This window comes from Spirosoma utsteinense (assembly GCF_014282275.1).
Classification (GTDB): Bacteria; Bacteroidota; Bacteroidia; order Cytophagales; family Spirosomataceae; genus Spirosoma; species Spirosoma utsteinense.
In genome coordinates, this window is the sequence record NZ_VFIA01000001.1 from 200,549 (window position 1) to 224,795 (window position 24,247).

18 protein-coding genes and 1 other RNA gene are annotated in these 24,247 nt (G+C 52.4%); 11 read left to right on the forward strand and 8 right to left on the reverse strand.

Features of this window, described 5'->3' with window-relative positions; genetic code table 11:
• Nucleotides 1–18 precede the first annotated feature (18 nt).
• Both FH603_RS00765 and FH603_RS00770 read right to left on the reverse strand, forming a co-directional pair.
• On the reverse strand, nucleotides 19–1,773 hold the full coding sequence (locus tag FH603_RS00765; protein ID WP_186735046.1) for a GMC oxidoreductase: 1,755 nt from the start codon (nucleotides 1,771–1,773) through the stop codon (nucleotides 19–21).
• Between the two features lie 91 nt (nucleotides 1,774–1,864).
• The gene (locus FH603_RS00770; protein ID WP_342355204.1) at nucleotides 1,865–2,668 is read right to left on the reverse strand and encodes a phosphatidylinositol-specific phospholipase C/glycerophosphodiester phosphodiesterase family protein; all 804 of its coding nucleotides are present in this window, start codon (nucleotides 2,666–2,668) and stop codon (nucleotides 1,865–1,867) included.
• A gap of 112 nt (nucleotides 2,669–2,780) precedes the next feature.
• On the opposite strand from FH603_RS00770, the gene FH603_RS00775 reads away from it, so the two are divergent.
• The 3 genes from FH603_RS00775 to FH603_RS00785 all read left to right on the forward strand — a co-directional run bounded on the left by FH603_RS00775 (nucleotide 2,781) and on the right by FH603_RS00785 (nucleotide 7,100).
• The gene (locus tag FH603_RS00775) at nucleotides 2,781–3,977 is read left to right on the forward strand and encodes a hypothetical protein (RefSeq protein ID WP_186735048.1); all 1,197 of its coding nucleotides are present in this window, start codon (nucleotides 2,781–2,783) and stop codon (nucleotides 3,975–3,977) included.
• Nucleotides 3,978–4,114: 137 nt separating this feature from the next.
• Nucleotides 4,115–4,861 (forward strand): 3-oxoacyl-[acyl-carrier-protein] reductase, encoded by a 747-nt coding sequence (gene fabG / locus FH603_RS00780; protein ID WP_186735050.1) that lies wholly within the window; start codon nucleotides 4,115–4,117, stop codon nucleotides 4,859–4,861.
• Between the two features lie 103 nt (nucleotides 4,862–4,964).
• Entirely contained in the window at nucleotides 4,965–7,100 is a 2,136-nt protein-coding gene (locus FH603_RS00785) for a VWA domain-containing protein (RefSeq protein WP_186735052.1), read from the forward strand.
• A gap of 19 nt (nucleotides 7,101–7,119) precedes the next feature.
• On the opposite strand, the gene FH603_RS00790 is transcribed toward FH603_RS00785, so the two are convergent.
• The gene (locus FH603_RS00790; RefSeq protein WP_186735054.1) at nucleotides 7,120–9,573 is read right to left on the reverse strand and encodes a helix-turn-helix domain-containing protein; all 2,454 of its coding nucleotides are present in this window, start codon (nucleotides 9,571–9,573) and stop codon (nucleotides 7,120–7,122) included.
• A gap of 221 nt (nucleotides 9,574–9,794) precedes the next feature.
• On the opposite strand from FH603_RS00790, the gene FH603_RS00795 reads away from it, so the two are divergent.
• From FH603_RS00795 to rnpB, 3 genes are all read left to right on the forward strand, one after another.
• Nucleotides 9,795–10,814 carry a Smr/MutS family protein gene (locus tag FH603_RS00795; protein WP_186735056.1) on the forward strand — a complete coding sequence of 340 codons (1,020 nt, stop codon included), beginning with the start codon at nucleotides 9,795–9,797 and terminating at the stop codon, nucleotides 10,812–10,814.
• Nucleotides 10,815–10,999: 185 nt separating this feature from the next.
• Entirely contained in the window at nucleotides 11,000–12,424 is a 1,425-nt protein-coding gene (locus FH603_RS00800; protein WP_186735058.1) for a DUF4403 family protein, read from the forward strand.
• A gap of 87 nt (nucleotides 12,425–12,511) precedes the next feature.
• An RNA gene (gene rnpB, locus FH603_RS00805) (RNase P RNA component class A) lies at nucleotides 12,512–13,005 on the forward strand.
• A 22-nt stretch (nucleotides 13,006–13,027) separates the two neighbouring features.
• Here the strand turns inward: rnpB and FH603_RS00810 are convergent.
• On the reverse strand, nucleotides 13,028–15,133 hold the full coding sequence (locus FH603_RS00810) for a beta-N-acetylhexosaminidase (protein WP_186735060.1): 2,106 nt from the start codon (nucleotides 15,131–15,133) through the stop codon (nucleotides 13,028–13,030).
• Between the two features lie 330 nt (nucleotides 15,134–15,463).
• Here FH603_RS00810 and FH603_RS00815 point away from each other — a divergent pair, with 330 nt between their 5' ends.
• The 4 genes from FH603_RS00815 (at nucleotide 15,464) to FH603_RS00830 (ending at nucleotide 18,327) form a co-directional block, all read left to right on the forward strand.
• Nucleotides 15,464–16,252: a 30S ribosomal protein S16 gene (locus tag FH603_RS00815; RefSeq protein ID WP_186735061.1), complete on the forward strand. Its 789-nt coding sequence runs from the start codon at nucleotides 15,464–15,466 to the stop codon at nucleotides 16,250–16,252.
• Nucleotides 16,253–16,356: 104 nt separating this feature from the next.
• Nucleotides 16,357–16,953, forward strand: a complete 597-nt coding sequence (gene rimM / locus FH603_RS00820; protein ID WP_186735063.1) for a ribosome maturation factor RimM — start codon at nucleotides 16,357–16,359, stop codon at nucleotides 16,951–16,953.
• Nucleotides 16,943–17,620, forward strand: a complete 678-nt coding sequence (trmD, locus tag FH603_RS00825; protein WP_186735065.1) for a tRNA (guanosine(37)-N1)-methyltransferase TrmD — start codon at nucleotides 16,943–16,945, stop codon at nucleotides 17,618–17,620. The genes rimM and trmD overlap by 11 nt, the downstream gene beginning before the upstream one ends.
• A gap of 68 nt (nucleotides 17,621–17,688) precedes the next feature.
• The gene (locus tag FH603_RS00830; protein ID WP_186735067.1) at nucleotides 17,689–18,327 is read left to right on the forward strand and encodes an NAD(P)-dependent oxidoreductase; all 639 of its coding nucleotides are present in this window, start codon (nucleotides 17,689–17,691) and stop codon (nucleotides 18,325–18,327) included.
• Between the two features lie 11 nt (nucleotides 18,328–18,338).
• Here the strand turns inward: FH603_RS00830 and FH603_RS00835 are convergent, their stop codons facing one another.
• The 3 genes from FH603_RS00835 to FH603_RS00845 form a co-directional block, all read right to left on the reverse strand.
• Entirely contained in the window at nucleotides 18,339–20,621 is a 2,283-nt protein-coding gene (locus FH603_RS00835; RefSeq protein WP_186735069.1) for a transglycosylase domain-containing protein, read from the reverse strand.
• Nucleotides 20,622–20,746: 125 nt separating this feature from the next.
• Nucleotides 20,747–21,199, reverse strand: a complete 453-nt coding sequence (locus FH603_RS00840) for a GNAT family N-acetyltransferase (RefSeq protein WP_186735071.1) — start codon at nucleotides 21,197–21,199, stop codon at nucleotides 20,747–20,749.
• Between the two features lie 77 nt (nucleotides 21,200–21,276).
• Nucleotides 21,277–22,323, reverse strand: coding sequence for an RluA family pseudouridine synthase (locus FH603_RS00845; protein ID WP_186735073.1), 1,047 nt, complete (start codon nucleotides 22,321–22,323; stop codon nucleotides 21,277–21,279).
• Between the two features lie 55 nt (nucleotides 22,324–22,378).
• Here FH603_RS00845 and FH603_RS00850 point away from each other — a divergent pair, with 55 nt between their 5' ends.
• Entirely contained in the window at nucleotides 22,379–23,275 is an 897-nt protein-coding gene (locus FH603_RS00850; protein ID WP_186735075.1) for a 1-aminocyclopropane-1-carboxylate deaminase/D-cysteine desulfhydrase, read from the forward strand.
• On the opposite strand, the gene FH603_RS00855 is transcribed toward FH603_RS00850, so the two are convergent.
• Nucleotides 23,267–24,244, reverse strand: a complete 978-nt coding sequence (locus FH603_RS00855) for an L-threonylcarbamoyladenylate synthase (RefSeq protein WP_186735077.1) — start codon at nucleotides 24,242–24,244, stop codon at nucleotides 23,267–23,269. The genes FH603_RS00850 and FH603_RS00855 overlap by 9 nt on opposite strands.
• Nucleotides 24,245–24,247 lie beyond the last annotated feature (3 nt).

A 24,247-nucleotide genomic window follows, 5' to 3' on the forward strand; every position in this document is an offset into this window, starting at 1 on the left:
TACAGGTACCTATAAGCGCTAGATACTTTTGCTCTTAACCTGATCGATCAGGTATTCAGACGTACGCATGGAAGCAGCCAGGATGGTCCAGGTGACGTTTTTGTCGCCCTGCGAAACAAACGGTGCGGCATCTACGACGAATAGATTTTTTACGTCGTGGGCTTGCTGGTACTTGTTCAGCGCTGACGTTTGAGGATCATTACCCATACGAACCGTTCCTACCTCGTGGATAATACGGCCCGGCGCGGCCAGTCCGTACCCATGAGCCGTAGTAGGGCCGGGTTTAGGGCCAAGGGCAATACCACCCATTGCATGGATAATTTCTTCGAAGGTATCCTGCATGTGTTTGGCTTGTTTCACTTCGTAATCGGACCACTTATAATGGAAGCGCAGCACGGGTATACCGTACTTGTCAACGGCATTGGGGTCGATCTCGCAGTAATTGCTTTCCAGCGGCACAGGTTCGCCCCGACCCGACATGCTGATATAAGCGCCGTAAAAACGGCGGAAGTCGTCTTTGAGTCCGGCACCGTATCCACCGCCTGGCTTCATCTTGCCATCGCGGCCGGGAATGAGACTGTGCATTGCTTCAACGCCACTGCCGAACCCGTAGCCCGGCATGCCCATGCCACCTCCGTACTCGATGTGGTAGCCCCTTGGGAAGTCCAGCTTTTTGTTATCGAGCCACCAGGGAGTAAACACGTGCATGCCGCCAACGCCATCTTCATTATATCGTTTGCGATCCATCAGGGCCGGAATAAAGCCCGAACGGCTGGCACCCGTAGAATCATTCAGGTACTTACCAACTACGCCACTGCTGTTGGCCAGTCCATTGGGAAAGCGGGATGATTTGGAGTTGAGCAGAATCCGGGCCGACTCGCAGGTACTGGCACCCAGCATAACAGCTTTTGCCCGAACGGTTACTTCTTCCAGGGTTTGGTTATTGACATAGCTCACCCCCGTAGCCAGTCCGGTTTGAGGGTCTGTTAATACCTCCCGAACCATAGCTCCATTAATAAGGGTCACGTTCCCGGTTTTAACGGCTGGAATACATAGCACGGACGACGCTGAGAAGTCGGCATAAGCCTGACAGCCCCGGTTACACTGGTGGCAATAGAAACAGGAACCCCGGTCTTTATTGATGGGCTTTGTTAAAATACTCAGGCGCGACGGAATGACCGGAATGCCAATACTGCGGGCACCCTTCCGGATCATCAACTCATGCAGGCGGGGTTTGGGGGGAGGCAGGAAAATACCATCGGGTTCGTTCGGGAAATTTTCGACAGAGCCAAAGACCCCAATCAATTTGTCTACCCGGTCATAGAAAGGCTTCATGTCGTCGTAGCCGATAGGCCAGTCGTCACCAACGCCTGACAGGGAACGACGACGAAAATCGTCGGGGCCGAAACGCATGGAGATACGTCCCCAGTGGTTCGTTCGACCACCCAGCATTCTGGATCTGAACCAGCCGAACTCGGTACCGTCTTTAGCCGAATAGGGTTCACCTTCAATGTCCCAGCCACCCCACGCAGCATCGAAATCTCCACCGGACCGGGCTGCCGTACTGGCTCCGCGCCGGGGCGACTCCCAGGGCCATTTCAGCTGAGTGATGTACTTTGGATCAGCCGGGTCGTAGTAGCCGCCCGCTTCGAGCAAGACGACTTTAGCCCCGGCTTTAGCCAACATATAAGCGGCCATACCGCCACCGGCCCCTGAGCCGACGATGGCAACATCATAAACGAGCGGGGCTTTTTTAAGTTGTGGAATGTCCATCTGACAGAAAAAGGGGTAAGGGTGTTCAACAAGCGTCGATAACTCCAAAAGCCCTATAGCTGTGTGGTTTACTCGTAAGCCAGTTCATACACTACCGTATGGCCTGCACTGCCTCCGCCACTTTGTCCGTACTGATAATGTCGATACCTAATTTCCTGAGCTGTTTCCAGGCATTGGGAGTATCCGGGGTACCCCAGAAACGGAAGGGTTTATTATCGCTATGAGCCCGTTTTATAACCCGTTTGAGTTTATCGCGGTCAGCATCGGGCAGGTCGCCGTTGCCGTCCCACCGGGAGTAGGACTGGAAATTGTCGCTGATGAGGGCGACGCGTTTGAGGGTCTCTTCGTCATACACCTCGCTCGGACGACCATCGAACTGAATAAGCAGCGGGTAGTCCAGAAAGGTGTCGATTTTGGGGCGGTTGCCACTGATTATAATCTGGACGGCTTTGGCATTTGCCGACCGGTTAAAACACGGTAGACGCTCCTGTAAAGCTGTAATCAGTTTCGGCAACACGTCTGAAGCTACATCCTTCACGTCGATGACCAGACTAAAGGTATAATCCCTGACCGGGCTCACCTTGTCGGTATATTGGCTGAACAGAGCAGCTATGGGAGTCAGGTAGAGCGAATCCAGCGTAGGAGCGAGGACCTCCGGTTTATCGTGTGTTACAACGAGTTTACCATTCTGTACCCATACATCGGCTTCAATATAATCGGCTCGCTGTTCGTAGGCCGCAGTGAACGGGCGAGATTGGGCGTAATCGTTATGTGAAAGAATTTTCTGAGCAAACAGATTGGTCGTTAACAGCCAGCTACCGAACAGAAGAATAGAGCGTATCATGGGCAGAAAATCGGTCGGGTGGTGATCAGGCGGAAAGTTAAGCAACTGCATCCGGTAGTTAGCTTTGGCAGGAGACGAGTTTTAACAAAATTTATACTGACCGTTTTATGAACAGATGACTAAATGCCCTACTTTGCTCCACACAATGTAACATAAAATAAAAATGAAAATACCGCTATGTACGCTGGCCGGGTTGCTGCTGGTAGGTGTTGCCGGGGCGCAGACGCAAAAAGGAAACGGCCTCATTAGTGGAGGTTTCTCGGTTAATTACAATAAGGCAGCCTATCAGCAATCAATTTCCCGTCTGGATTACTGGCAGCCTTCAATCGATTTAACAGCCGGACGATTTGTTGCCGATAACTGGCTGGTAGGGGCATCAGTATCTGGTACAGCCACCAGTCAGAAAATACAGAATGGACTGTATAACGGGCAGCCTGTCCGAACTACGAGCATTAATCAGGTAGCGGTCGAATTCGTGCCGTTTGTGCGTCGGTACTGGCAGTTTGCACCGGTTCAGGTTTTTGCTGGTGTTGGATTATCAGCGCAGGTCAATAGCGAACGGCTGAACAACGGTGAGCCTATTAGTACGAATCCACAGGATGTCCCAACGAACCAGTGGGTCAATGGTGTAACGATCGGTCCGTATCTGGAAGCGGGTGTGAATTATTTCGTGACAAAACGGCTGGCTCTCCAGCTATCGGCAGCAACACGCTCATTACCGTTTTCAGTGGCCAGTGTAAACACCGGCCTCGTATACTGGACAGGCTCGGATCGGAAATCGGATGCTGAGCAGCCACGCGACAACGAGCAGACGAACCGCGGTAACTGGGTAATCGAAGGGGGTTTTTCCGTCGAGCGCTCCTCCTCGGAGTATGAGAGCAACACGCAGCGCAATCAAACAACGAGTAGTTACACCCTTTCGCCGTCGGTCGGGTATTTTATTGGCAAGAACAACCTCCTTGGGGTTAGTGTACCGTTGTTTTTCGGGTCGGGAGAAAGCTTTAACCAGAATTTACCCACGTATACGAGCAATTACTGGTCGGTGGGGATTGCCCCCTATTTTCAGCACTACTGGACATCGACCCGATTAACACCCTATACCCGCGTTGGAGCGTCTTATACCCTATTAAAGTCTGGGGTAAACACGAATACAACCTATACAGCAAGCGCAACGTTTGGCATGGGACTTGCCTACATGGCAGGAAAGCGCTTCCTTATAGAAACATCGCTGGGCAGCGCGTCGGTTGCCTACACGCCGTTTAACGAAGCGGACACAAATGCCCAATCATGGAACGTCAATCTGTTGGCTGGGTTACGGGGAAACTTCACTGTTCGTTATGTACTTACGCGGCCTGACTGACCTTGTCGTTTGCGCCTAAATGGCTATTTTTGGCCAAACTTTATGTAAATGGATCATAGAGAACGGATGATGAGTACGGGAACAACAGATAACCCTTTATAGCGCATCCCGCTTTTATGATTCACGGAAATTGACGAATGGATTTACTGAAAGGAAAAGTAGTACTGATCACCGGCGCATCGCGCGGAATTGGCCGGGCAATGGCACAAAAATTTGTACAGGAAGGCGCATCGCTGGCCTTCACCTATCTGTCGAGTGTTGAAAAAGGACAGGCACTGGAAGAGGAGCTTCGGGCATTTGGCGGGCAGGTGAAAGGCTACCGGTCGGATGCGTCGGACTACAAAGCGGCTGAGGAACTCATAGGTCAGGTTGTTGCCGATTTTGGAAGAATCGACGTGTTGGTCAACAACGCAGGCATTACCAAAGACGGTCTGCTCATGCGAATGACCGAAGAACAATGGGATACCGTGATTACCGTTAATCTAAAGTCGGTCTTTAACCTGACAAAGGCGGTTATCAAACCAATGATGAAGGCTAAGTCAGGTTCAATCATCAACCTGACATCGGTAGTAGGCATCCGTGGTAATGCCGGGCAGGCCAACTACGCGGCCTCAAAAGCAGGTATAATTGGGTTTACGAAGTCGGTAGCGCTCGAACTGGGCTCGCGTAATATTCGGTCCAATGCGATCGCACCGGGCTTCATCGAGACCGAAATGACCGGTGAAATCAATGAAAAAGCCGTCGAGGAATGGAAACAGCAGATCCCGCTGAAACGCGGTGGCCAGCCCGAAGAGGTTGCCGACTGCGCTGTCTTCCTGGCGTCTGACCTCTCCCGCTACATCACCGGTCAGGTGTTGCAGGTGGATGGAGGAATGCTAACCTAATAAAGTCGAAAGAGTAAGTCGTATGAGTCGTAACGACTATGCGTCAGCTAATTACGACTCATACGACTTACTCTTTCGACTTTTACGACTTTCGACTTTATCCATGCGTTCTGACGTTGTCTTTCAATCCTCCCCCTGGTGGATTCTGGTATGTTTGCTCGTTGGAGCGGTCTATGCATTTGCTATGTATCAACCGCTTCCGCAGTTGGTAGGTAGTGGTACTGCCGTTGGTGGATTTGATAAACGGACAACCTACGGGCTGGCTGCCCTGCGGTTTGTACTCGTGAGCCTGCTATGCTTTCTGCTGCTTAATCCGCTCATCCGCAGCCTCCAGACGCTAACCGAGAAGCCTAAAGTTGTACTTGCCATCGACAACTCCGAGTCGGTAGCAGCCGCCGGGCGTCCGGCGCTCAACCAGGCGCTGTCGGGATTGCAGGCCATTCGTCAGCAACTGACCGAAAAAGGACTGGATGTGTCGATCCGTACGTTTGGCGACACGTTACCCGCCGACGGAGCGCAGGCACCGGATCTAACACAGATTTCATTTACCGGACGAACAACCGACCTGTCGGGGCTGCTGTCGGGTATTCGATCTGACTACGAAGGCCGCAACCTGACTGATGTCATCCTGGTATCGGACGGGATTTTCAATCAGGGGGTTTCACCTACTTTTGGCAAATACCCGTTTGCCGTGCAGACAGTAGGCCTGGGTGATACCATTCCGAAACGCGATATTCAACTGAAAGGTATCGTGGCTAACCGGATTGCTTACCTGGGCAATCAGTTTCCCGTTCAGGCCGAAGTGGTCAGCAACGGGTTTCAGGGACGGAGTGCTACGGTCGTACTCCGACAGAACGGGCGGGAACTGGGCCGGCAGTCGGTCAACTTCACGAGCAATGATAGCTTCAACCAATTGACGTTTCAAGCCACGGCAACGCAGAAGGGGGTTCAGCATTATGTGGTGGAGGTGTTGCCGCAAGCCGGCGAATTCAGTACCCGTAACAACCGGCAGGATGTTTACCTGGATGTGATCGACGGTAAAGAAAAAGTACTATTGCTGGCCCTGACGCCCCACCCCGACGTGAAGGCCATCCGGAATTTGCTGGAGAAAAATCAGAATTACGAAGTCGATGTGCGGATCATAACCGGTTCTGCCGACCCTAATCCTCCCGCCGACAAAACCTACGATCTCCTTATTCTCCACCAGATTCCCGACAACAATGGATTTGGAAGCGAGCTGCTTCGGAAATACCTGACCAAAAATACCCCCGTCCTGTTTGTACTGGGTAATCAGTCGGCGCTGGGGCCGTTCAACACCTCGAATCCTGTCATGCAGGTTAGTGCTCAGGCGAATCAGAGCGATAAAGTGACCGGGGTTTTTAACCCTAATTTCAAACAGCTCAATCTCGACCCGGCCCGGCTGGAACTGTTAAGCAAACTGCCTCCTATGGCCGTTCCCTACGGCGATTTTCGATTACAGCCGGGCAGTGAGGTTGTATTATGGCAACAGGTTGGCAGCGTACGCACCACCAAGCCACTGCTGGCTATCAATGTGACGGCCCCACGTAAAACCGCTGTGCTGGCGGGCGAAGGTCTGTGGGCGTGGCGACTGGAAGAATATGCCCTGACCGATAAACAGGAGGTCGTCGATGAGTTGATGCAGAAAGTCATTCAACTGATTTCGGTGAAAGAAGACCGTCGGAAGCTCCGCGTTTACCCGATCCGCGATGAGTTCGTAGCAGGAGAGAAAGTCATTTTCGTAACAGAACTCTACAATGATATCTATGAGCGGCTGTATGATAAACCCGTTCGGCTGGAAATCAGCGACGAAAAAGGCATAACACGCTCGTATACTTACACACCAACGGCCAGCAACAGCCGGTTCGAGATTAGCCGGCTGCCTCAGGGAGCCTACCGGTTTCGGGCCAGTGTTGCGGTTAATGGAAAGACGGAGCAATCGGCCGGTCAGTTTGTAGTACGGGATCTCCAGCTCGAAGCTCTGAATACCACCGCCGATCACGGTCTTCTCCGGCAGTTAGCTCAGCAGACGGGTGGTCAGTTTTATACCGCTGCTGGTGTCAATGAGCTGGTTCGCACGATAGCGGCACGACCGCATCCCTCCCGGCTGACGAGTACCGAAGAAATGAACGAAATCATCAACTGGCGCTGGCTGTTTTTCGTCGTCCTGATACTGGTAACGGCGGAATGGGGATTGCGGAAATTCTACGGCGGGTATTAGGCGAGCGCCTGTCTGGCTGCTATACTTCCTCTGCCCGCATGGCGTTGTAGACAAACCGAATTTCGCTATACGTCACATCGTTACCCAACGCGTTTTTGGCCTCTCCCAGCGTCTGAGACTTATTCTCAACCAGGTAGGAGCGAATGGCTGAAATTTTGGCCGGGGGCAGCAGCGCATCGATGGTGAGTTCGCCGGAGCTGACGGCCTGTGCCAGATGGGCCTCGACCGTCGAAATGGCCAGGCTTCGTTCTTCAGCGATTTCGGAGATAGACTTGCCCGACCGAAAGAAAGCGAGTGTAACCACTGGGGAGAAACCTTTGGGGTCTTTCTCCTTTTTGACTTTCGGGATAGCCAGCGTACCCGCCGATGTATCCGCTTTGCCGGATGGCCCTCCTGTATATTCCTGAATGATTCGCAGTACCTCGTCGCCAATCTGTTTCACTTTCGTCTTGCCAAATCCCTTGATCGCCAGTAGTTCGGCCTTGTTGGTTGGACGGATACGCGCCAGTTCGACAATTGTTTTCTGGGGTAGAACCATGTAGGCCGATGCGCCGTGCTCACCGGCCGTATCGTTCCGCCATTTCATCAGGGCACCATATAACCCATTGCCTCGGGCGTCGCTGCCCGGCGCGGCCACCTCGTTCTTCCGGCGCTCCGGCCGGAAATCGAGTTCAGCCAGGTTGCGGGTCTGTAGATACAGCAGCGCATCGAACCCGGTGTCAAGACCGGCAAAACAGCGGGATTTACTGAACAGCTGTTTCTCCAGTTCATCCAGCGCTTCGAGCAGCGAATCCCGTACCTGTTTGTTGTCGGAGTCTGTGGGGCAACGCTGTAGCAGAGGCAAAAGCTCGTCGGTCAGTAAAGACTGAAAATAGAGTCCCGCTTTACGGATTCGATCCTGTAACGGCTCGTTGGCTTCGGGCAACGCATCGGCAGAAAAATAGCCGGGAAGCTGGTGCACAAACCGGCGTGACACATCGCGGGCTTTGGTTTGCAGCATGTCGGTAAGCTGGGTCAGTAGCGGCATTAGTTCTTCCGGCAAACTACCGGCATGTTCGTTGGCAACCCGGCGGCAACGGTAGGCCATTGAACTCGCTTCTTCGAATGAGAACAGTTCCTGCAACAGCATTTCCTGATTGGTGCGCTTGGAGTCGTGCAGGTGCTGTTGGGTGGGCGTCTGCTGCTGAACCTGTTCGTGGAAATCCTCCAGGGTACGCTCCGTTTTGATGCTGCTCGATGGAATAGGAGTTCGAAGAACCAGCCCGCCGAGGGTTTTGCAGCGGCTGAGTGCCACATATACCTGACCATGCGCAAAAGCCGCGGAGGCATCGATAATGGCTTTTTCGAAGGTAAGGCCCTGGCTTTTATGGATCGTAATGGCCCAGGCCAGTCTCAGCGGGTACTGCGTGAATCGACCGATAACGTCACTTTTGATTTCTTTGGTGTCGGTATCGATCGTATACCGGATGTTCTCCCAGTCAACGGGGGTAGCGTAGATCATCTGCCCGTCAGACGCGCTCTTTACGTGGATCACGTCATCGTCAATGGCCGTAATCCGGCCAATCTTGCCATTGTAATACAGCTTGTCGCGGGAAATGTCGTTTTTGATAAACATCACCTGCGACCCTACTTTCAGCTCCAGTTTAGCCTCTGTAGGATACATATGCTCGGGAAACTCCCCTTCGGTGGTGGACGTAAACGTATGGAGCTTAGCTTTCAGCGATTGAAGCTTCTGGCTGTTGATTTGCTGAGCGGTGTTATTATGCGTCGACAGCGTGATATAGCCTTCCTCATCACCGGGCGTAAAATCGGGAATATACCGTTGGTTGAGTTGCGTAAACTGCTCCCGCGTGATGGTCTTCTCCCGTACGCCGTTCAGCAAATCGATAAATTGTTTGTCGGATTGCCGGTAGATGTGCGTCAGTTCGATGGATACATACGGCGTCTGGCCCAGCGCGCGGCTACCGAAAAAATAGCCCGTGTCGTAATAGGGGCTGAGCACGGCCCAGTCGTCTTCCCGAATTACCGGCGGCAACTGCTGCATATCGCCGATGAGCAGCAGCTGCACCCCGCCAAAGGGCTGTGTGCTGCTTCGGTACCGGCGCAGCACATCGTCGATCCCATCAAGCACGTCGGCGCGAACCATACTGATTTCGTCGATGACAAGGAGGTCGAGGGTGCGGAGCAGATTTATTTTTTCGCGGCTGAATCGACGTGCGTCTTTCTGGGTCGATCCGGGTATTATGGGTCCGAAGGGCAGCTGAAACAGGGAGTGTATCGTGACGCCCCCGGCGTTGATGGCAGCCACACCCGTTGGCGCTACTACCGCCAGCCGTTTTGCATTCGACTGCTTAATCTGATGCAGAAACGTGGTTTTTCCGGTGCCGGCCTTGCCCGTCAGGAAAATATGCCGGTTGGTATGCAGGACAAAATTGGTGGCCAAGTCAAGTTTTTCGTTTACGGGGGCAGGCATTGGATAGCGCGTAAGTGTCAGACAAATTTAACGATTTTGGCTGGTCCGGTCGATACCGCTGATCGGGCCATTGACTGGCAGTACAGAAACATTGATGCGTATCAAGTACACGTTTACGGTGTGGCTCTGTTCAATCCATTGTACTTTTGAACAATTGACGGCCTCTATTGGGTTTCCTTTAGCAGACCCATCCGATGATCTGATTAATTTATTGACTGCTTATGAATATTGGTGATAAAGTCCGGCTGTTGCGGGCGAAAGAACAGGGAGTCATCTCGCGTTTCCTGCCCGGCGACATGATTGAAATAGAGATTGAAGATGGCTTTCGGATTCCGGTCATGCGTTCCGAACTGGTGGCGGTTTCACCCCTGGAGGCCGAGCGGCTATTGAAGACCAGCACTTTTGCCCCACAAAAAACGGTTGCTGCCACGGCACCGACGATCCTGTCGAATCAGGGTATCTACCTGGCTTTTGTGGCGGTCAATGATCGGGAGTATACGCTGCACCTGATCAATAATACCGACTGGGACTTTCCGTACGTATTGGGGGAGGAGTCGGCGGCTCCTGGAGGTGGCGCGCAGTTCCGGGGGATCGGGAGTGGTGTGCTCAAGCCAAAATCGCAGCAGAAGATGAACGACCACTATGAACATGCCAAATTTGAAGAATGGCCAACGTTTGTGGTACAGGGACTCTGGTTCCGGGCCGGAAAATCGTCGTTGCGGCCTCCGCTGATCAAACGGTTCAAAGGTCGGGCGGCTACATTTTTCAACAAGAAAGCAACTGTTCCCGTCCTGGGCCAACCTGGTTTTCTGACCCAGCTGGATGCCGAAACAAGCGAAGCAGCACCCCAGGCACCAGCCAGTAATCGCCCTAAACCCGTAACGATACGGCCTGATGAGCTGAAGGCCGAAATGCTGAAATCCAAATCCGATCCGGGCGACGTTTCGATTGAGCGGCCAACGTCGGTAGTTGATCTGCATATCGAGGCACTGCTGCCTAACGGCACGGGTAACCGTACGCCGTCCGATCTGCTGACGCTGCAACTGCATATCTTTGAAAAGAACCTGGAAAACGCCATCGCCAGTGGAATGAGCGATATCACCTTTATCCATGGCCTTGGAAGCGGTGCCCTACGGAGCGAGTTACACCGCCGGCTGGGCCAGCATTCCAACGTTAAATTTTTTGAGGACGCCCAGAAACAGAAGTTTGGTTACGGTGCCACGAAGGTTACGATCAAGTAAGTAAACCCTGCCAGTGGTCGTAGACCCTGGTAGTGGTTGAGTTTTGTGTAGGTTTAACTTCAACCACTACCAGGGTCTACGACCACTGGCAGGGTTTTAACTTCAACCATTACCAGGGTCTACGACCGGAACGCCGGACCGCACTGGCAGGGTTTTAACCACCGTAATCTATTAGGCTTCACACCATGACCCGTTTTTTGCCGCCTGCTCTTTGCTGCCTGTTCCTGTGCATAGGCGTATTTTTTACCAGTTGCCAGCCCACCAAATCGAGTCGCCTGAGTCCTAAAGCGCCCAAAGAAGCCTACAACACTACCCGGATGGAAGTTAGAAATGACCGTTTTTTATCGACTGTTCACATTCCTGTTTCAATTGCTATGGCCGATATCGAACGGCAGATCAATGCGCAGGTGACGGGGCTGATCTACGAAGACAATAGTCTGGACGATAATAACAAGGACCAGTTCATGACTAAAGTCTGGAAACGGGGCACAATCATCGTAAACGCGGAAGACAGCCTGTTCCATTTTACAGTTCCCTTACGGATATGGGCAAAAGCGGGCGTGTCGGTGTTGGGCTTTACCCAGTACAAAGAGACGGAGTTCGACATTGATCTGCGGTTCAAAACAAAATTCGACCTTGATCAGGATTGGTCGGTAAATACCCAGACACAGGCCGATGGATACGGTTGGGTGCGACGCCCAACGGTCAGTGTTGTCGGTTTCAATGTTCCCATTACGAACCTGGTCAGCCGGATGATCGACAAGAACCTGGGGACCATTACGAAAACGCTGGATCAGCAGATCCGGCGGAACGTAGATCTTCGGACGCCTGTGCTTAAGGTATGGAATACCTTGCGCGACCCCTATTTGCTCTCCGAGCAATACCGGACCTACTTACAGGTAGTACCCAAACGAATACTTATCACACCGTTACGATTTGAGGGACGAACCGTCCGGGCTACCATCGGTATCGAAGGCTTTACCCTGACTACGACCGGCGCAAAACCGGCGGTCATCCCCGTCATTTCGTTACCCGACCTGACTGTCGTTACCCGGGTGAAAGACGACTTTCAGATTGGTTTGCTGAGTGAAGTTAGCTACCCTGAAGCCGCTAAACTGGCAGCTGAAGAGCTGGTTGGCAAGAATTTCAAGTTTAGTGATGATCGCTATAATGTCACGGTCATGAGCATAGACTTGTACGGCCAGAACGAAACCCTGATTATTAAAGCGGGCCTGAAGGGTACTATTACGGGTGATATCTACCTGCGTGGCCGACCCTATTACGATGCTCAGTCACAAACAATTTCGCTCAAAGACCTTACATACGATCTTGATACACGGAACGTGCTTCAGCGGTCGGCGAGCTGGTTATTGCAGGGTACGTTTGCCCGAACGCTTGAAAAGCAGCTGACATTTCCCGTTGGTTCATACATTACCGATATGCAGAAGCTGATCCAGGAGCGGCTCAAAAACAACCAGGTCGTTAAGGGAGTGACCATGAATGGTCGTATCGATGAAATTCGCCCCGACCAGGTCTACCTGACACCCACCGCTCTCCTCGCCGTAGTCAATGCACGGGGCCGCATCGATGTAAAAGTGGAAGGGTTATAAACCCGTTGTAACATGGCCATCAGGATCTCGATTCACGCCGTTTGGTCGAAAACCCGATCAAACGGCGTACCTTTGTATTTCCCAAACAACTCAGGCCAGCTTATCGCGTTCCGCCCTGGCGGGGCGAGGAAAGTCCGGGCAGCATAGGGCACCCTACTTCCTAACGGGAAGGCGGACGGCTGGTGACGGCCGTTCGACAGCCAGTGTCACAGAAAATATACCGCCCACTTTCAATGGGTGAATGAGTAAAGGTGTCAATGAATGAATAAGGTGCAGGACTCCTGTTTACTCTTTCTATCATTCTCCCATTTTACCATTCACTCATTGAAAAATGGGTAAGGGTGAAATGGTGGGGTAAGAGCCCACCGCCCGTCGGGTGACCGACGGGGCCAGATAAACCTTAGGGGCTGAAAGACCAAATAAGCGTCGGACGCGCGGCTGCTCGTCGCCAGCGGCCCGCAAGGGCCAACACCGACGCGGGTAGGTCGAATGAGGTGTCGGGTGACCGGCATCCCAGATAAATGATAAGCCATTCGGCGCAAGCTGGAGGACAGAACCCGGCTTATAGGCTTGGGTTGTATGGGTTTTTTATTAATTGAGTAGCTAAAACATTGAATAGCTTACCGGTCGGGCTTTCAACGTGCCACTAACGACGGCTTCCAGTTCATCCGCAATGGCGATTTCTACCTCGTCGGATGCCGTTCGGGCCTTTTTTATAGTATCTAGAGCACTCGCTTTATTGGCTTCCGTTGGGTTGTCCAGGACGAGTAGTAACGCCTGAGCGGCACTTGATAAGCGTATAGCGTGCGTTACTAGTGGTTTAAGGGCAGGTGCCTGCGTGAGTAGCGGACGAATGGCACTTGGTGCTTGCTGCCAGATACGTAACTGCTGACGCAACCTGATTTCTGTATCCCCATTTTTTTGTTGAAGATAGCTTTTTACCAGTTGCCGGAATTCGTAAGCAGCTTCGGAGTCGGGATTAAGCAGGTCGGCTAACTGGTTAAACGGTGACCGTTGATAGGTAGCGCCAACCGGCTTGCCCATTTGGACCATAAGCCGTTTGTAGCCTTTTACGGGTGTCAGTACGTCGGAAACGGCTTTCAGCCTGTCGATTGCCTGTCCGTTGGCAAGTTGCCGCAGCAGCCGGTCACTGTTCAGGCGATGATTGAGGCCGTTGCCTTCGAGCTGGTTACTGATCACAAACAGGCGACGATACAAATCATCGACATCGGTGAACGATGCGGGCGACCAGAATCGTTCAGCAATGGCAGCGGCCCTTGGCCATGCGCGGCCATCGACGGTTGTTTCATCGACCAGTTCACTCCAGAGGGCTGCTTCGCCACCCCAAAGGGCCGGTAAGGTTGCCGACGGAATCGCGTCGTTGGAGTAATGCACATGAGCGGGTAGAAAATAATCCAGGTAAAAGCCACGTGATATAATGACCGGGTTGCCTTTGTCAGTAATTGTCTGCGCTGATACTACGGGTCCTGCCAGGGCTGGTTTCCAGATTTGTACGCCAACATCGGGTGGTAACTCCGGCCCAAAGGCTTCCTCCCAGGCCAGCATCGTTCGATTGTATTTTTTAGCCAGTGCATAAATCCGCCGAATGAAATAATTCTGAAGGGCGTGGGTGTCTTTCAGGTTGTTTTGCACCATAAAAGCCTCGATGGTGGGGTTCTGTTTCCAGGCTACCCCATTGTTTTCGTCCGCTCCTATATGTAAATAAGGAGCCGGGAACAGGGATACCATCTCGGCCAGTAGTTTATCCAGAAACTGATATGTCTGTTCTTTGGTCGGATCGATGGTTGGCGTAGCTGCCGTATTTATCAGTTGCATCATCGCCATCATGTTAACTGGCTTGCTACGGTCAATATCGAAACGCGGGCCAGGCTTATAAGGCCCGGGAGCACTCGCCAGTTCAGGATACCCGGCAAACCAGCTTCGGCTATGTCCCGGCAGATCGAACTCCGGTACTATGATGATACCCCGGTCGTGGGCATAGGCTACGAGTTCATGAATCTGGGGCTGGGTATAATACTGGCCGTTGGAGCCAGCCTTATGCAGCCTGGGGAAAATCAGGGACTCAACCCGGAATCCTTCATCATCGGACAGGTGAAGGTGGAGTACGTTCATTTTGACCGCCGACATCGCATCGATTGTTCGTTTCAGGGCGTCGATAGAAATAAAGTGGCGGGCTACATCCATCATGAAACCACGCCATACAAAACGGGGGGCATCGATAATTTGTACCTGAGGCAGATAAAATCCGCTGGTGTCTGCCTGAACAAGTTGAAGCAAGGTTTCCAGACCGTGCAGAGCACCCAGCGTAGTTGGTGCATTCAGCAATATCGCTTTATCGCCAACGGTTAGTGTATAGGATTCCACCGTTTTAATTTCGGGTAGCGTTGATTTTGCTACTGTAATCACCAGCGATTCGGTACCGGAAGATTTTCCAGCCAATACCTGTTCCTGGTTAAAATAAAGGGACGTACGTTGGTTTAGCCGTTGTTGCATCCGATTGGCTGCTCCGAGCAACAGTGTGTCCGGCGTGGGACTCACTACGCCGATGCTGAACGTGTTGGTTAACCGAAAAAAGCCTGACCTTAAGACAACAGACTGTGGATAAGGCAATAGCGCAGGCGTAGGAGACTGGGCTAAAACAGAAGTGGCAATCAGAAAAAATGAAAATAATAGATTAAACAGCTTCATACAAGTACGATTAAGTCAAAAAGATACTAAAGCAAATAAGCGTTACGATGGAAACTAATACTCGTGAATAACTAGCTAGTTATCAGCTAGTTATTCTTTGTTTGAGCATTGGCCCTGTTCCGGTCAACCCGGAATAGACAACAGAAACCAGCCATCTTATTTAGACGCCATAAACCCTTACAGGTTTCTATACGAGAAGCATAGAAGAGTGAAAAAGGGAGCCGGCTTATAAATGATAAACTTTGAGCGGCTAACCTCAATAATTTTTCCTACCTTTGCGGCCACGTTTTACGAGGGAGTTCGTCTCCCATCAAAACCAAACAAGCACAAATGGCTGTTAAAATTCGTTTAGCGCGTCGTGGACGCAAAAAAATGGCGATGTATGACATCGTAGTGGCAGAATCAACTTCGCCCCGCGATGGCCGGTTTATTGAAAAGATCGGTTCATACAACCCCAACACCGACCCTTCGACGGTCGTATTAAAGTCGGAACGGGCCGTTTACTGGCTTATGGTTGGTGCTACGCCGACAGATACCGCGCGTTCGGTATTATCGCACGAAGGCATCATGTACCGCAAACACCTGCAGGTAGGCGTTAACAAGGGCGCTATCACACAGGATCAGGCCGATGAGAAATACACGACCTGGAAGGACGACAAGCAAAATCGTAAAGACAGCGCTGCCGATACCAAAACGCAGACTAAAGAGCAGGCTCGTGCCGTTCGTCTGGAAGCGGAGAAGAAAGTGAATGACGCTCGGGCAGAAGCCATTGTTAAGAAAAACAAGGTAGAAGAGCCTGTCGTTGAAGTAGCTGAAGAGCCAGTAGCAGCAGCCCCTGTGGTTGAAGAAGTGGCTCCCGTTGCTGAAGCACCAGCCGTTGAAGAAGCTGCGCCGGTGGCAGAAGCAGCTCCCGTTGCAGAGACACCAGCCGTTGAAGAAGTAGCTCCTGTTGCAGAAGCCGCGCCTGTTGAAGAAACTGCGCCTGTAGCTGAAGCAGCTCCTGTTGCTGAAGCAGAGGCTGCGCCAGTAGCTGAAGAGCCTGTTGCAGAAGCAGCACCAGCTGCTGAAGAAGTAGCTCCGGCCGCTGCGGATACCGATGAAACGAAGGCTGCGGAATAATTTTCCTTCTTACATTGTTATAGAAGAGCCTGTTCGTATCTGGACAGGCTCTTTTTATTACTATTAACCCGGCTGAGGCCGACAGTCGGTGATCCGACAATACCATGACTAAAGACGATTGTTACCAATTAGGCCATATCACCAAAACGCATGCCGTCAGTGGTGAGCTGGTACTCTATCTGGACGTCGACGATCCAAAAGAGTACGCTGACCTGGAATCGGTGCTGCTGGAAGTGAAAGGGGAGTTGATTCCGTATTTCATTGAGTCCATCGCCATCGTCAAGGGGAGCCGCGCCATCGTAGCCTTTGAAGATATCGATACCATCGAACAGGCCGAACGGCTCATCAACTGCGCGGCTTACCTGCCCCTGGATGAACTTGAACCCATCACGGACGAAACCCGGTTCTACTTTCACGAAATTGTAGGGTACCAGGTGATCGATGCCGAAGCCGGCGAACTGGGTACAGTTCGGGGTGTTTATGCGATGAACGCTCAGGATTTGATTGCTATGGACTACCAAGGCAAGGAAGTGCTGATTCCGATCAACAGCGACATTGTACGGACCGTTGATCGGGCCAATCAAAAATTGAATGTAGCCCTGCCTGACGGATTACTGGACATCTACATGGCCGATGAGAGTAAGCCCGATGTGGCGAACGGTGACGTAGCCGATGACGAAGACAACACCGATGAGGATTGATATTATCACCTGCCTGCCCCGCCTGCTGGATAGTTTCTTTGCCCATTCGATTTTGCAACGGGCCCAGCAGGGTGGCTATGTGGAGGTAGTTGTGCATGACCTGCGCGACTACACCGCCGATAAACACCGGCGGGTAGATGACTATGCGTTTGGTGGCGGAGCAGGTATGGTCATGCAGATCGAACCCATCGCCCGCTGTATTCGTGCGTTGCAGGCCGACCGGGCCTATGACGAAGTTATTTATATGACGCCCGATGGCGAGCGGCTCAACCAGCAAACGACGAATACGCTGTCGCTAAAGCAAAACCTGATCATCCTTTGTGGACACTACAAAGGTGTCGATGAGCGTGTACGGACGCTGTTCATCACCAAAGAAATAAGCATCGGCGATTATGTACTGAGTGGGGGAGAACTGGCGGCCTGCGTCCTGTCCGACGCGATTATCCGGTTGCTGCCTGGGGTGCTCAATGACGAGACATCGGCATTGACCGACTCCTTTCAGGATAACCTGCTGGCCCCGCCGGTGTATACCCGTCCCGCCGAATTTGAGGGTAATTCGGTTCCAGCCATTCTACTGTCGGGACACGAAGCGAAGATCGACGAGTGGCGCTATGAACAGGCTCTGGAGCGGACAAGAACCCGAAGACCAGACCTACTTGAGCCGTAGTAACCAGCTCTGTCGAACCAGATGGCTGATTTTTAGTTATAGCTGTAACTAAATCAGCCATTTTTCGTATGCAGTTATTGGTAATTGGAGCTACAGGCGGTACCGGCCGACAGGCTGTCTCGCAGGCGCTCAATCGTGGTCATTACGTCACTGCTCTTGTGCGTGATCCGGGCAAACTCACCATTCAGCATGACAATCTTACCGTGCTTGAGGGTGACGTGTTGAAACCAGAAACACTGTTGCCCGCCGTTCGTCGCCAGGATGTTGTCATTTGCTCACTTGGCGGGAAGCCGGGGCAGCCAGACAGATCGGTAGCCGATGGGACCAAAAACCTGATTGCCGTTATGCAGCAGCTGGACATCCGCCGACTGCTCGTGGTGTCGTCCTTCGGGGTAGGAACAAGTTATGTTGACGCACCGCTGTTCAGCAAACTATTTCTGAAAACGTTTTTGAGCGGTCCTATTGCTGAAAAAGAAGTGCAGGAGCAAGCTGTTCGGGAAAGCGGGCTGGATTGGATCGTTGCCCGGCCAACCCGACTGACGGATGATGCGGCCACAGGCCAGTACCGGGTAGCGGAACATGTGAAGTTACCGGCGTTTTCCATGCCCCGCATCAGTCGCGCTGATGTAGCCACGTTCCTGCTCGATCAACTCACGAATGACCGGTACCTGGGCAGGGCATTAACCATTACGGGTGCTAAAGGGTAATCAGCTCAATCTTAGTTAGGGTCTCCTGTCTGCTGATCCTGTGCTTCGCGTTCCCGGCGTTTACGGTCGCGTCGTTCCTGGCGAAGTTGTTTCCGGGTTTTAACGGTATCGGCCGGGGCTGATTCGCCGGGGATCGCATCGGGACGTGTCGTGTTGACCGATGGCTGCGTACCTTCAGGTCGGTTTTCGTCGGTTTTATTTCCCTTTAAAAGCCGCCGGAAGAAGTTGCCAAGTCCATCGCCTGTTTCCCCTTCATCCAGATCGCCATCCAGCGGGTCAACGATCAGACTATCGGTCTGAAACAGGGTGTCGACGGGCGCTACTTGTCTGCGTAGTCCCTCCCGCAGCCGAACGTCATAAAATCCGTAGGCACCAGAATCGGGCGTTGTCAGACCCCGCCGAGCCATAATCCGGCCGATAAGCCGGAAATACCCGCGTACATTACGTACCTGAAGCGTTCCGTCGGGCACAAACCAGTTCAAGGCTGCTTTGGGCCTTGGTACAACGAACGCCAGAAATATACTTTCGCCAAGGTTAAGATCGGCCGGACGCTTGCCGAAGTAGTAACGGGCTGCTTCGCCGATTCCGTAGATGTTGCGGCCCCATTCGATGATGTTAAGATACACCTCATACATCCGGTCCTTGGGAATGATGCGTTCGTTCTCGATCAGCCAGACAATGAGTATTTCCTCGATCTTGCGCGAAATAGTTTTATTCCGGTTCAAAAAGGCGTTTTTAACCAACTGCATCGAAACGGTGCTGGCTCCACGCTTGAATGATTTCTCCTTGAAGTTCGTCGCTATCGATACCCGAAATGCCTTTTCGTTGAAACCGTTGTGCGTAAAGAAATTATAGTCTTCAGATGTCAGCAGGGCGTTCCGAAGGTCAGGCGAAATTTGGTTGAGGGGCGTAAAGTCGGGATTTTTTGGGCCGACCTCAATGGCTCGGACGGGTTTTCCTTTTTCGTAGGGCGTATAAACGAATGGTTTGTTGATGGCGGCAAAATCAGTATGGCCCATCTTCACGATCCGGAAGTTGTCCTGGGTTAGGCCGGAGTTGAATTTGACAGAATCAGGAAGGGCGGTGTCAAGCTGGAAAGCCAGGTCATATTTTAGTTTTCCAGCCACCTGCATCCCTTCCAGGGATTCGAATAACCCTTGAGGAAAAGAGTTAAAGAGTGCCTGAGCATCGAGGAGGTCGGTATGGAGCTGCACTTCATACACCTTACCAGCCGCAGGTTTCTCCGGCTCAGGTAAGTTTGGCGTTGACAGCGTGTATTTGATGAAGGGCCGGGCCGTGATTTCGCCCAGCCGCAGGACCGAGGTACTGTCGACGCCCAGATAATTTTCACCCACAAAGACGTTTGCGTCCAGCGACGCCCGTTGAACCAGCACATCGGTGCGCGCAATGGCCGGGTGGTTGATACGAAGATTCCGTACTGACCCGGCCCCTTCGAGTCTGAACTCACCGCCCGACCGATCAACATCATGAAGTTCGGCCCGGAGTGTGTCGGCCTGAAGTTTCAGGTTGAATTTTTTCTGGATATAAGTTAGCTCCAGTGGTTTGGGGCGACCATTCTGGCCATCGGCGTAGAACGCCAGGTTGTACTCACGGTCGGCCGGGTCGGCTGTCCCGGTAATGTGCCAGGTAGCTTCATTCCCGTTAAGCTTTAGCGTTGAGGTAACGACTTCGTCTTTTATATAAGCCGTTTGAGTAAGCAGGCTTATGCTTTCCTCATTGTCAATTCCTTTAAATTCCAGATTACGGATATTCAGATCATCGGGAATTTTAGACAGGATATTTTCGATCAGGTTTTGGGCCACTCTGGAGAGGTTGGCACGCCGGGTTGTTTCGGCGGGCTGGTCGTTCAGGGCGGTTGAATCGCGCTGTTTACGGCGAATCAGGAAGTCGATGTTTGTTAGAGAGTCGCGTTTAACCACCTGAATGAAGCCATTCTCCAACGTCATGCCCGACAGCGCAATGGTACCGGTTAGCAGCGGCCAGAACCGAACGCCTACTTCCACCCGGTCGATACGGGCCAGACTGTCGCGGTCCTGTGGTACCACCGAAACGTCTGTAAATGCTACTGAGTTAAGGCCCGTAAACCCCGCTGACCCAATGTGTACGTCAAGGTTATAGTCTCGTTTCGCTTTGCGAACAGCCCGGTCGAGAGCTGTTTTGAGTAGGTTCTCGCGCTTTGAATACGCAATTCCCCCACCAACGCCCACGATAATGAAGAGGCTCAAAAATACCCATCCCGTTATACGGATGGCCTTACGTTGACGATACGTCATGCTTGATTACAATTCCAGGAAGCGCAAAGATAGAGAAAAGGGTAACAAAGGCGGAGGGTAAGCGGGCAGAAAAGGAGCAGTCCGCTGTCTTCCTTTTCTGCCCGCTTACCCTCCGCCAGATTTTCTCAGAAATCTAAGTGACAGTTTGTCCAGCCGTTGTCGAAGCGAGTACCAAACTGCTGATAAAACCCGATGGCTGGTTCATTCCAGTCCAATACCTGCCACATCATTCCTGTACAACCTGTTTCACGAGCCATGTCGATGGTGGCGTCCAGGAGCAGTTTGCCAATACCATAGCCCCGAAAAGCCTCAGTAACAATAATATCTTCCAGATAAAGCCGCTTGCCTTTCCAGGTCGAATAGCGAAAGTAATACAAGGCCATACCTACGATTTTCGCGTTGTCGGAGTCCTCGGCAACGAGCATACCAAATAATGGGTTCGGGCCAAAGCCCTCTTCAGCCATCTGATCGGCGGTATTGGAAACCTGATCGGCAGCTTTTTCGTAGACAGCTAGTTCACTTACCAGGGCAAATGCCTGCGGGATATCGTCGCGGGTGCCGGGGCGGATAGAAATCATTCGTTAGTGAGAGGTTATGAGTGAGGGTTTACGCGGGACTTAAAAGTATAGATGCAAATGGAGCAAATACCCTTGATTTACTGCTCTCTATTATCACTTGTTGCAATCAAACGTTCCCATTTTGTCAGGGCGGCCTGAAAATCGTCGGGTAAAGGCAGTTCGAACTGGAGCCATTCGCGGGAGCGTGGATGAACGAACCCCAGTGATTTGGCGTGCAATGCCTGCCGGGGAATGAGTTTGAACGCATTCTCGACAAAGGTTTTGTAGGTGCCGTTCGGCATACCGCGCACGACGCGATCACCGCCATACATAGCATCGTTGAACAGGGGGTGGCCAATGTGCTTGAAATGAGCCCGAATCTGGTGTGTTCGACCCGTTTCCAGGTTACACTGCACCAGCGATACATAGCGCAGGGGTTTCAACGTTTTGTAATGGGTGACGGCCCATTTGCCTTTTGTTTCGTCGTCGTAGATAGCCTGCACTTTCCGGTCTTTCAGTGCACGGCCAATGTATCCGGTTATGGTGCCATCTGCGGGTTCGGGAACGCCCCATATCAGCGCGTTATAGGTCCGCTCGATGCTATGGTCGAAAAACTGACGGGCCAGATGGGTCATGGCAAACTCGGTTTTGGCAATGACCATCAATCCCGACGTGTCTTTGTCGATCCGGTGAACCAGTCCCGGCCGTGCTTCCCCGTTACGGCCTGTTGGCAAGTTCTGGAAATGGTAAACCAGTGCATTGAGCAATGTCCCGTCCCAGTTGCCATGTGCAGGGTGGACAACCATGCCGGGCGGTTTGTTGATAACCAGCAGGTCGGCATCTTCGAAAACGATATCGAGTGGAATATTCTCCGGCTTGATATCCGTATCGCGGGGTGGGTGTGGCAGGGATACCGAAATGACATCCAGCGGCCTGATTTTATAACTGGCTTTGGTAGGTTTATCGTTTACCTGTACTGATTCGGAATCAATACCCGCCTGAATTTTGGTCCGCGTAGCGTTCTGCAACCGGTCCATCAAAAACCGATCGACCCGCAGCGGGCTTTGCCCCTTATCAACCACAATACGGTGGTGTTCGTATAATTCGTCGTCCTCTTCTAAAATTTCGTCTCGCTGGTCTGTCACAGATTGCTTCGATTAACGCAGATTTAAGCCGTCAATCCAGCCACGAAGATACGACATGCCTGACATAACGCAGCAATTAGCCCAGTTTGCGGCCAGTTCGCCGGTACAGTTTCTTTCCGACCCCTTCCCTGAACCGGTTTCGATTCGGGTATACATGAAACGCGATGACCTGCTGCACCCCCTGGTTTCGGGTAATAAATGGCGTAAACTGAAGTACAACCTACTGGCGGCTGGCGAGCAGGGACAGGCAACGATCATGACCTTCGGCGGGGCTTATTCCAATCACCTGTATGCGACGGCGGCCGCTGGCCGGGTGTTTGGTTTCAGAACCATTGGTATAGTTCGGGGAGAAGAACTGGCCAGCGCTCCTTTGAATTCGACATTGCAGTTCTGCCAGCAGCAGGGGATGCAGCTGCACTTCGTTGACCGGGCCAGCTACCGGCGAAAGGAAGAACCCGCATTTTTAGACCAGTTGACCGGTCTGTTTGGTCCTTGCTATGTGGTACCCGAAGGGGGAACAAATGCACTGGCCATACGCGGTACCGCCGAAATTATGCCAGAGATCATCAGCCAGATGGGGTATACCCCTGATTATGTAAGCTGTGCAGTAGGAACAGGCGGTACCGTTATGGGCTTAGCTGCATCGGCCCCATCCGACACCAGGGTACTTGGATTTCTGGTTCTGAAAGCGCCTGATTTTCAATTACCGCAACGGGTCAACTGCCAGATCAGGACGGAGTACCACTTTGGCGGTTACGCTAAAGTCAGTCCGGTACTACTCGGGTTTATTCGGGCCTTCGAGCAAAAAACGGGTATTCTCATCGAGCAGGTTTACACAGGTAAGATGCTTTATGGTATTTATGACCTTGCCCGTCAGGGCTTCTTTCCTGCTGGTGCCAATATAATGGCCGTCCACACGGGCGGCTTGCAGGGACGCAGCCAGCTACTGTGAGTCATTAATCGCTGATCCATCAGGGACGCTAGCCCGTCGGAGCCGGTCGTTCATGGCCTGGCCAAGCCCCTCACTAGGTAGCAATTCAGCATAAATCACGTTAACGTCGAGGGTATCGAGGGCCCGCAAGTAAGCAAACAGATTTTTAGCAGCCTCTGCGAGGTCCCCGGTGGGGGAGAGTACACGCTGGTGGTGTTCTGTGATGCCCCCAAATGATTGGCGAAAGGCCAGCGTACCCGTTCGTTCGCCGGGTGGCGGGCTAAAGCCGGGTCGCAGTAAACGCAGCGGTTTTCGCGGGGCATAGTGACTGCTAAGCATGCCAGGTGCCTGCGGGTTGGAAGTCGAGTGAGTCCGTATGTCAACCGGCCCTATAAGCCGTTCGATCTGTGCAGGATCCATACCACCAAGCCGGTATATCGTGGGAATAGGGTTCTCAAAACCAATAATGGTCGATTCGAGACCAACCAGGGCCGGTCCGCCATCCAGTATATACGGTATTTGGTCGCCCAGTTGATCCGCAACATGCTGAGCGGTGGTCGGGCTTATGTAGCCGAAGGGATTGGCGCTTGGAGCCGCCAGCGGATAGGGCAGTGACCGAAGCAGGGCCAGCGTTAATGGATGATTCGGAATACGGACGGCAACCGTTGATAAACCTGACGTAACCAGGTCGGGGATCAGATCCCGTTTGGGCAGGAGTAGCGTTAACGGGCCGGGCCAGCACGTTTCGGCAAGTATCCGGGCCGCATCAGGAATGGCCGACACGAATTGCTCAACTTTTAGGATCGAGTCAGTATGAACAATAAGTGGGTCGAAAGAGGGCCGGTTCTTAACCTTGAAGATGGTTAAAACAGCGTCGGGGTTCAGGGCATTGGCCGCTAGCCCATAAACGGTTTCGGTAGGGATGCCTACTACATTGCCTGCTTCCAGGTAAGTCTTCGCAAGGTGAATATCTGTACCAATCTGTGCCATATT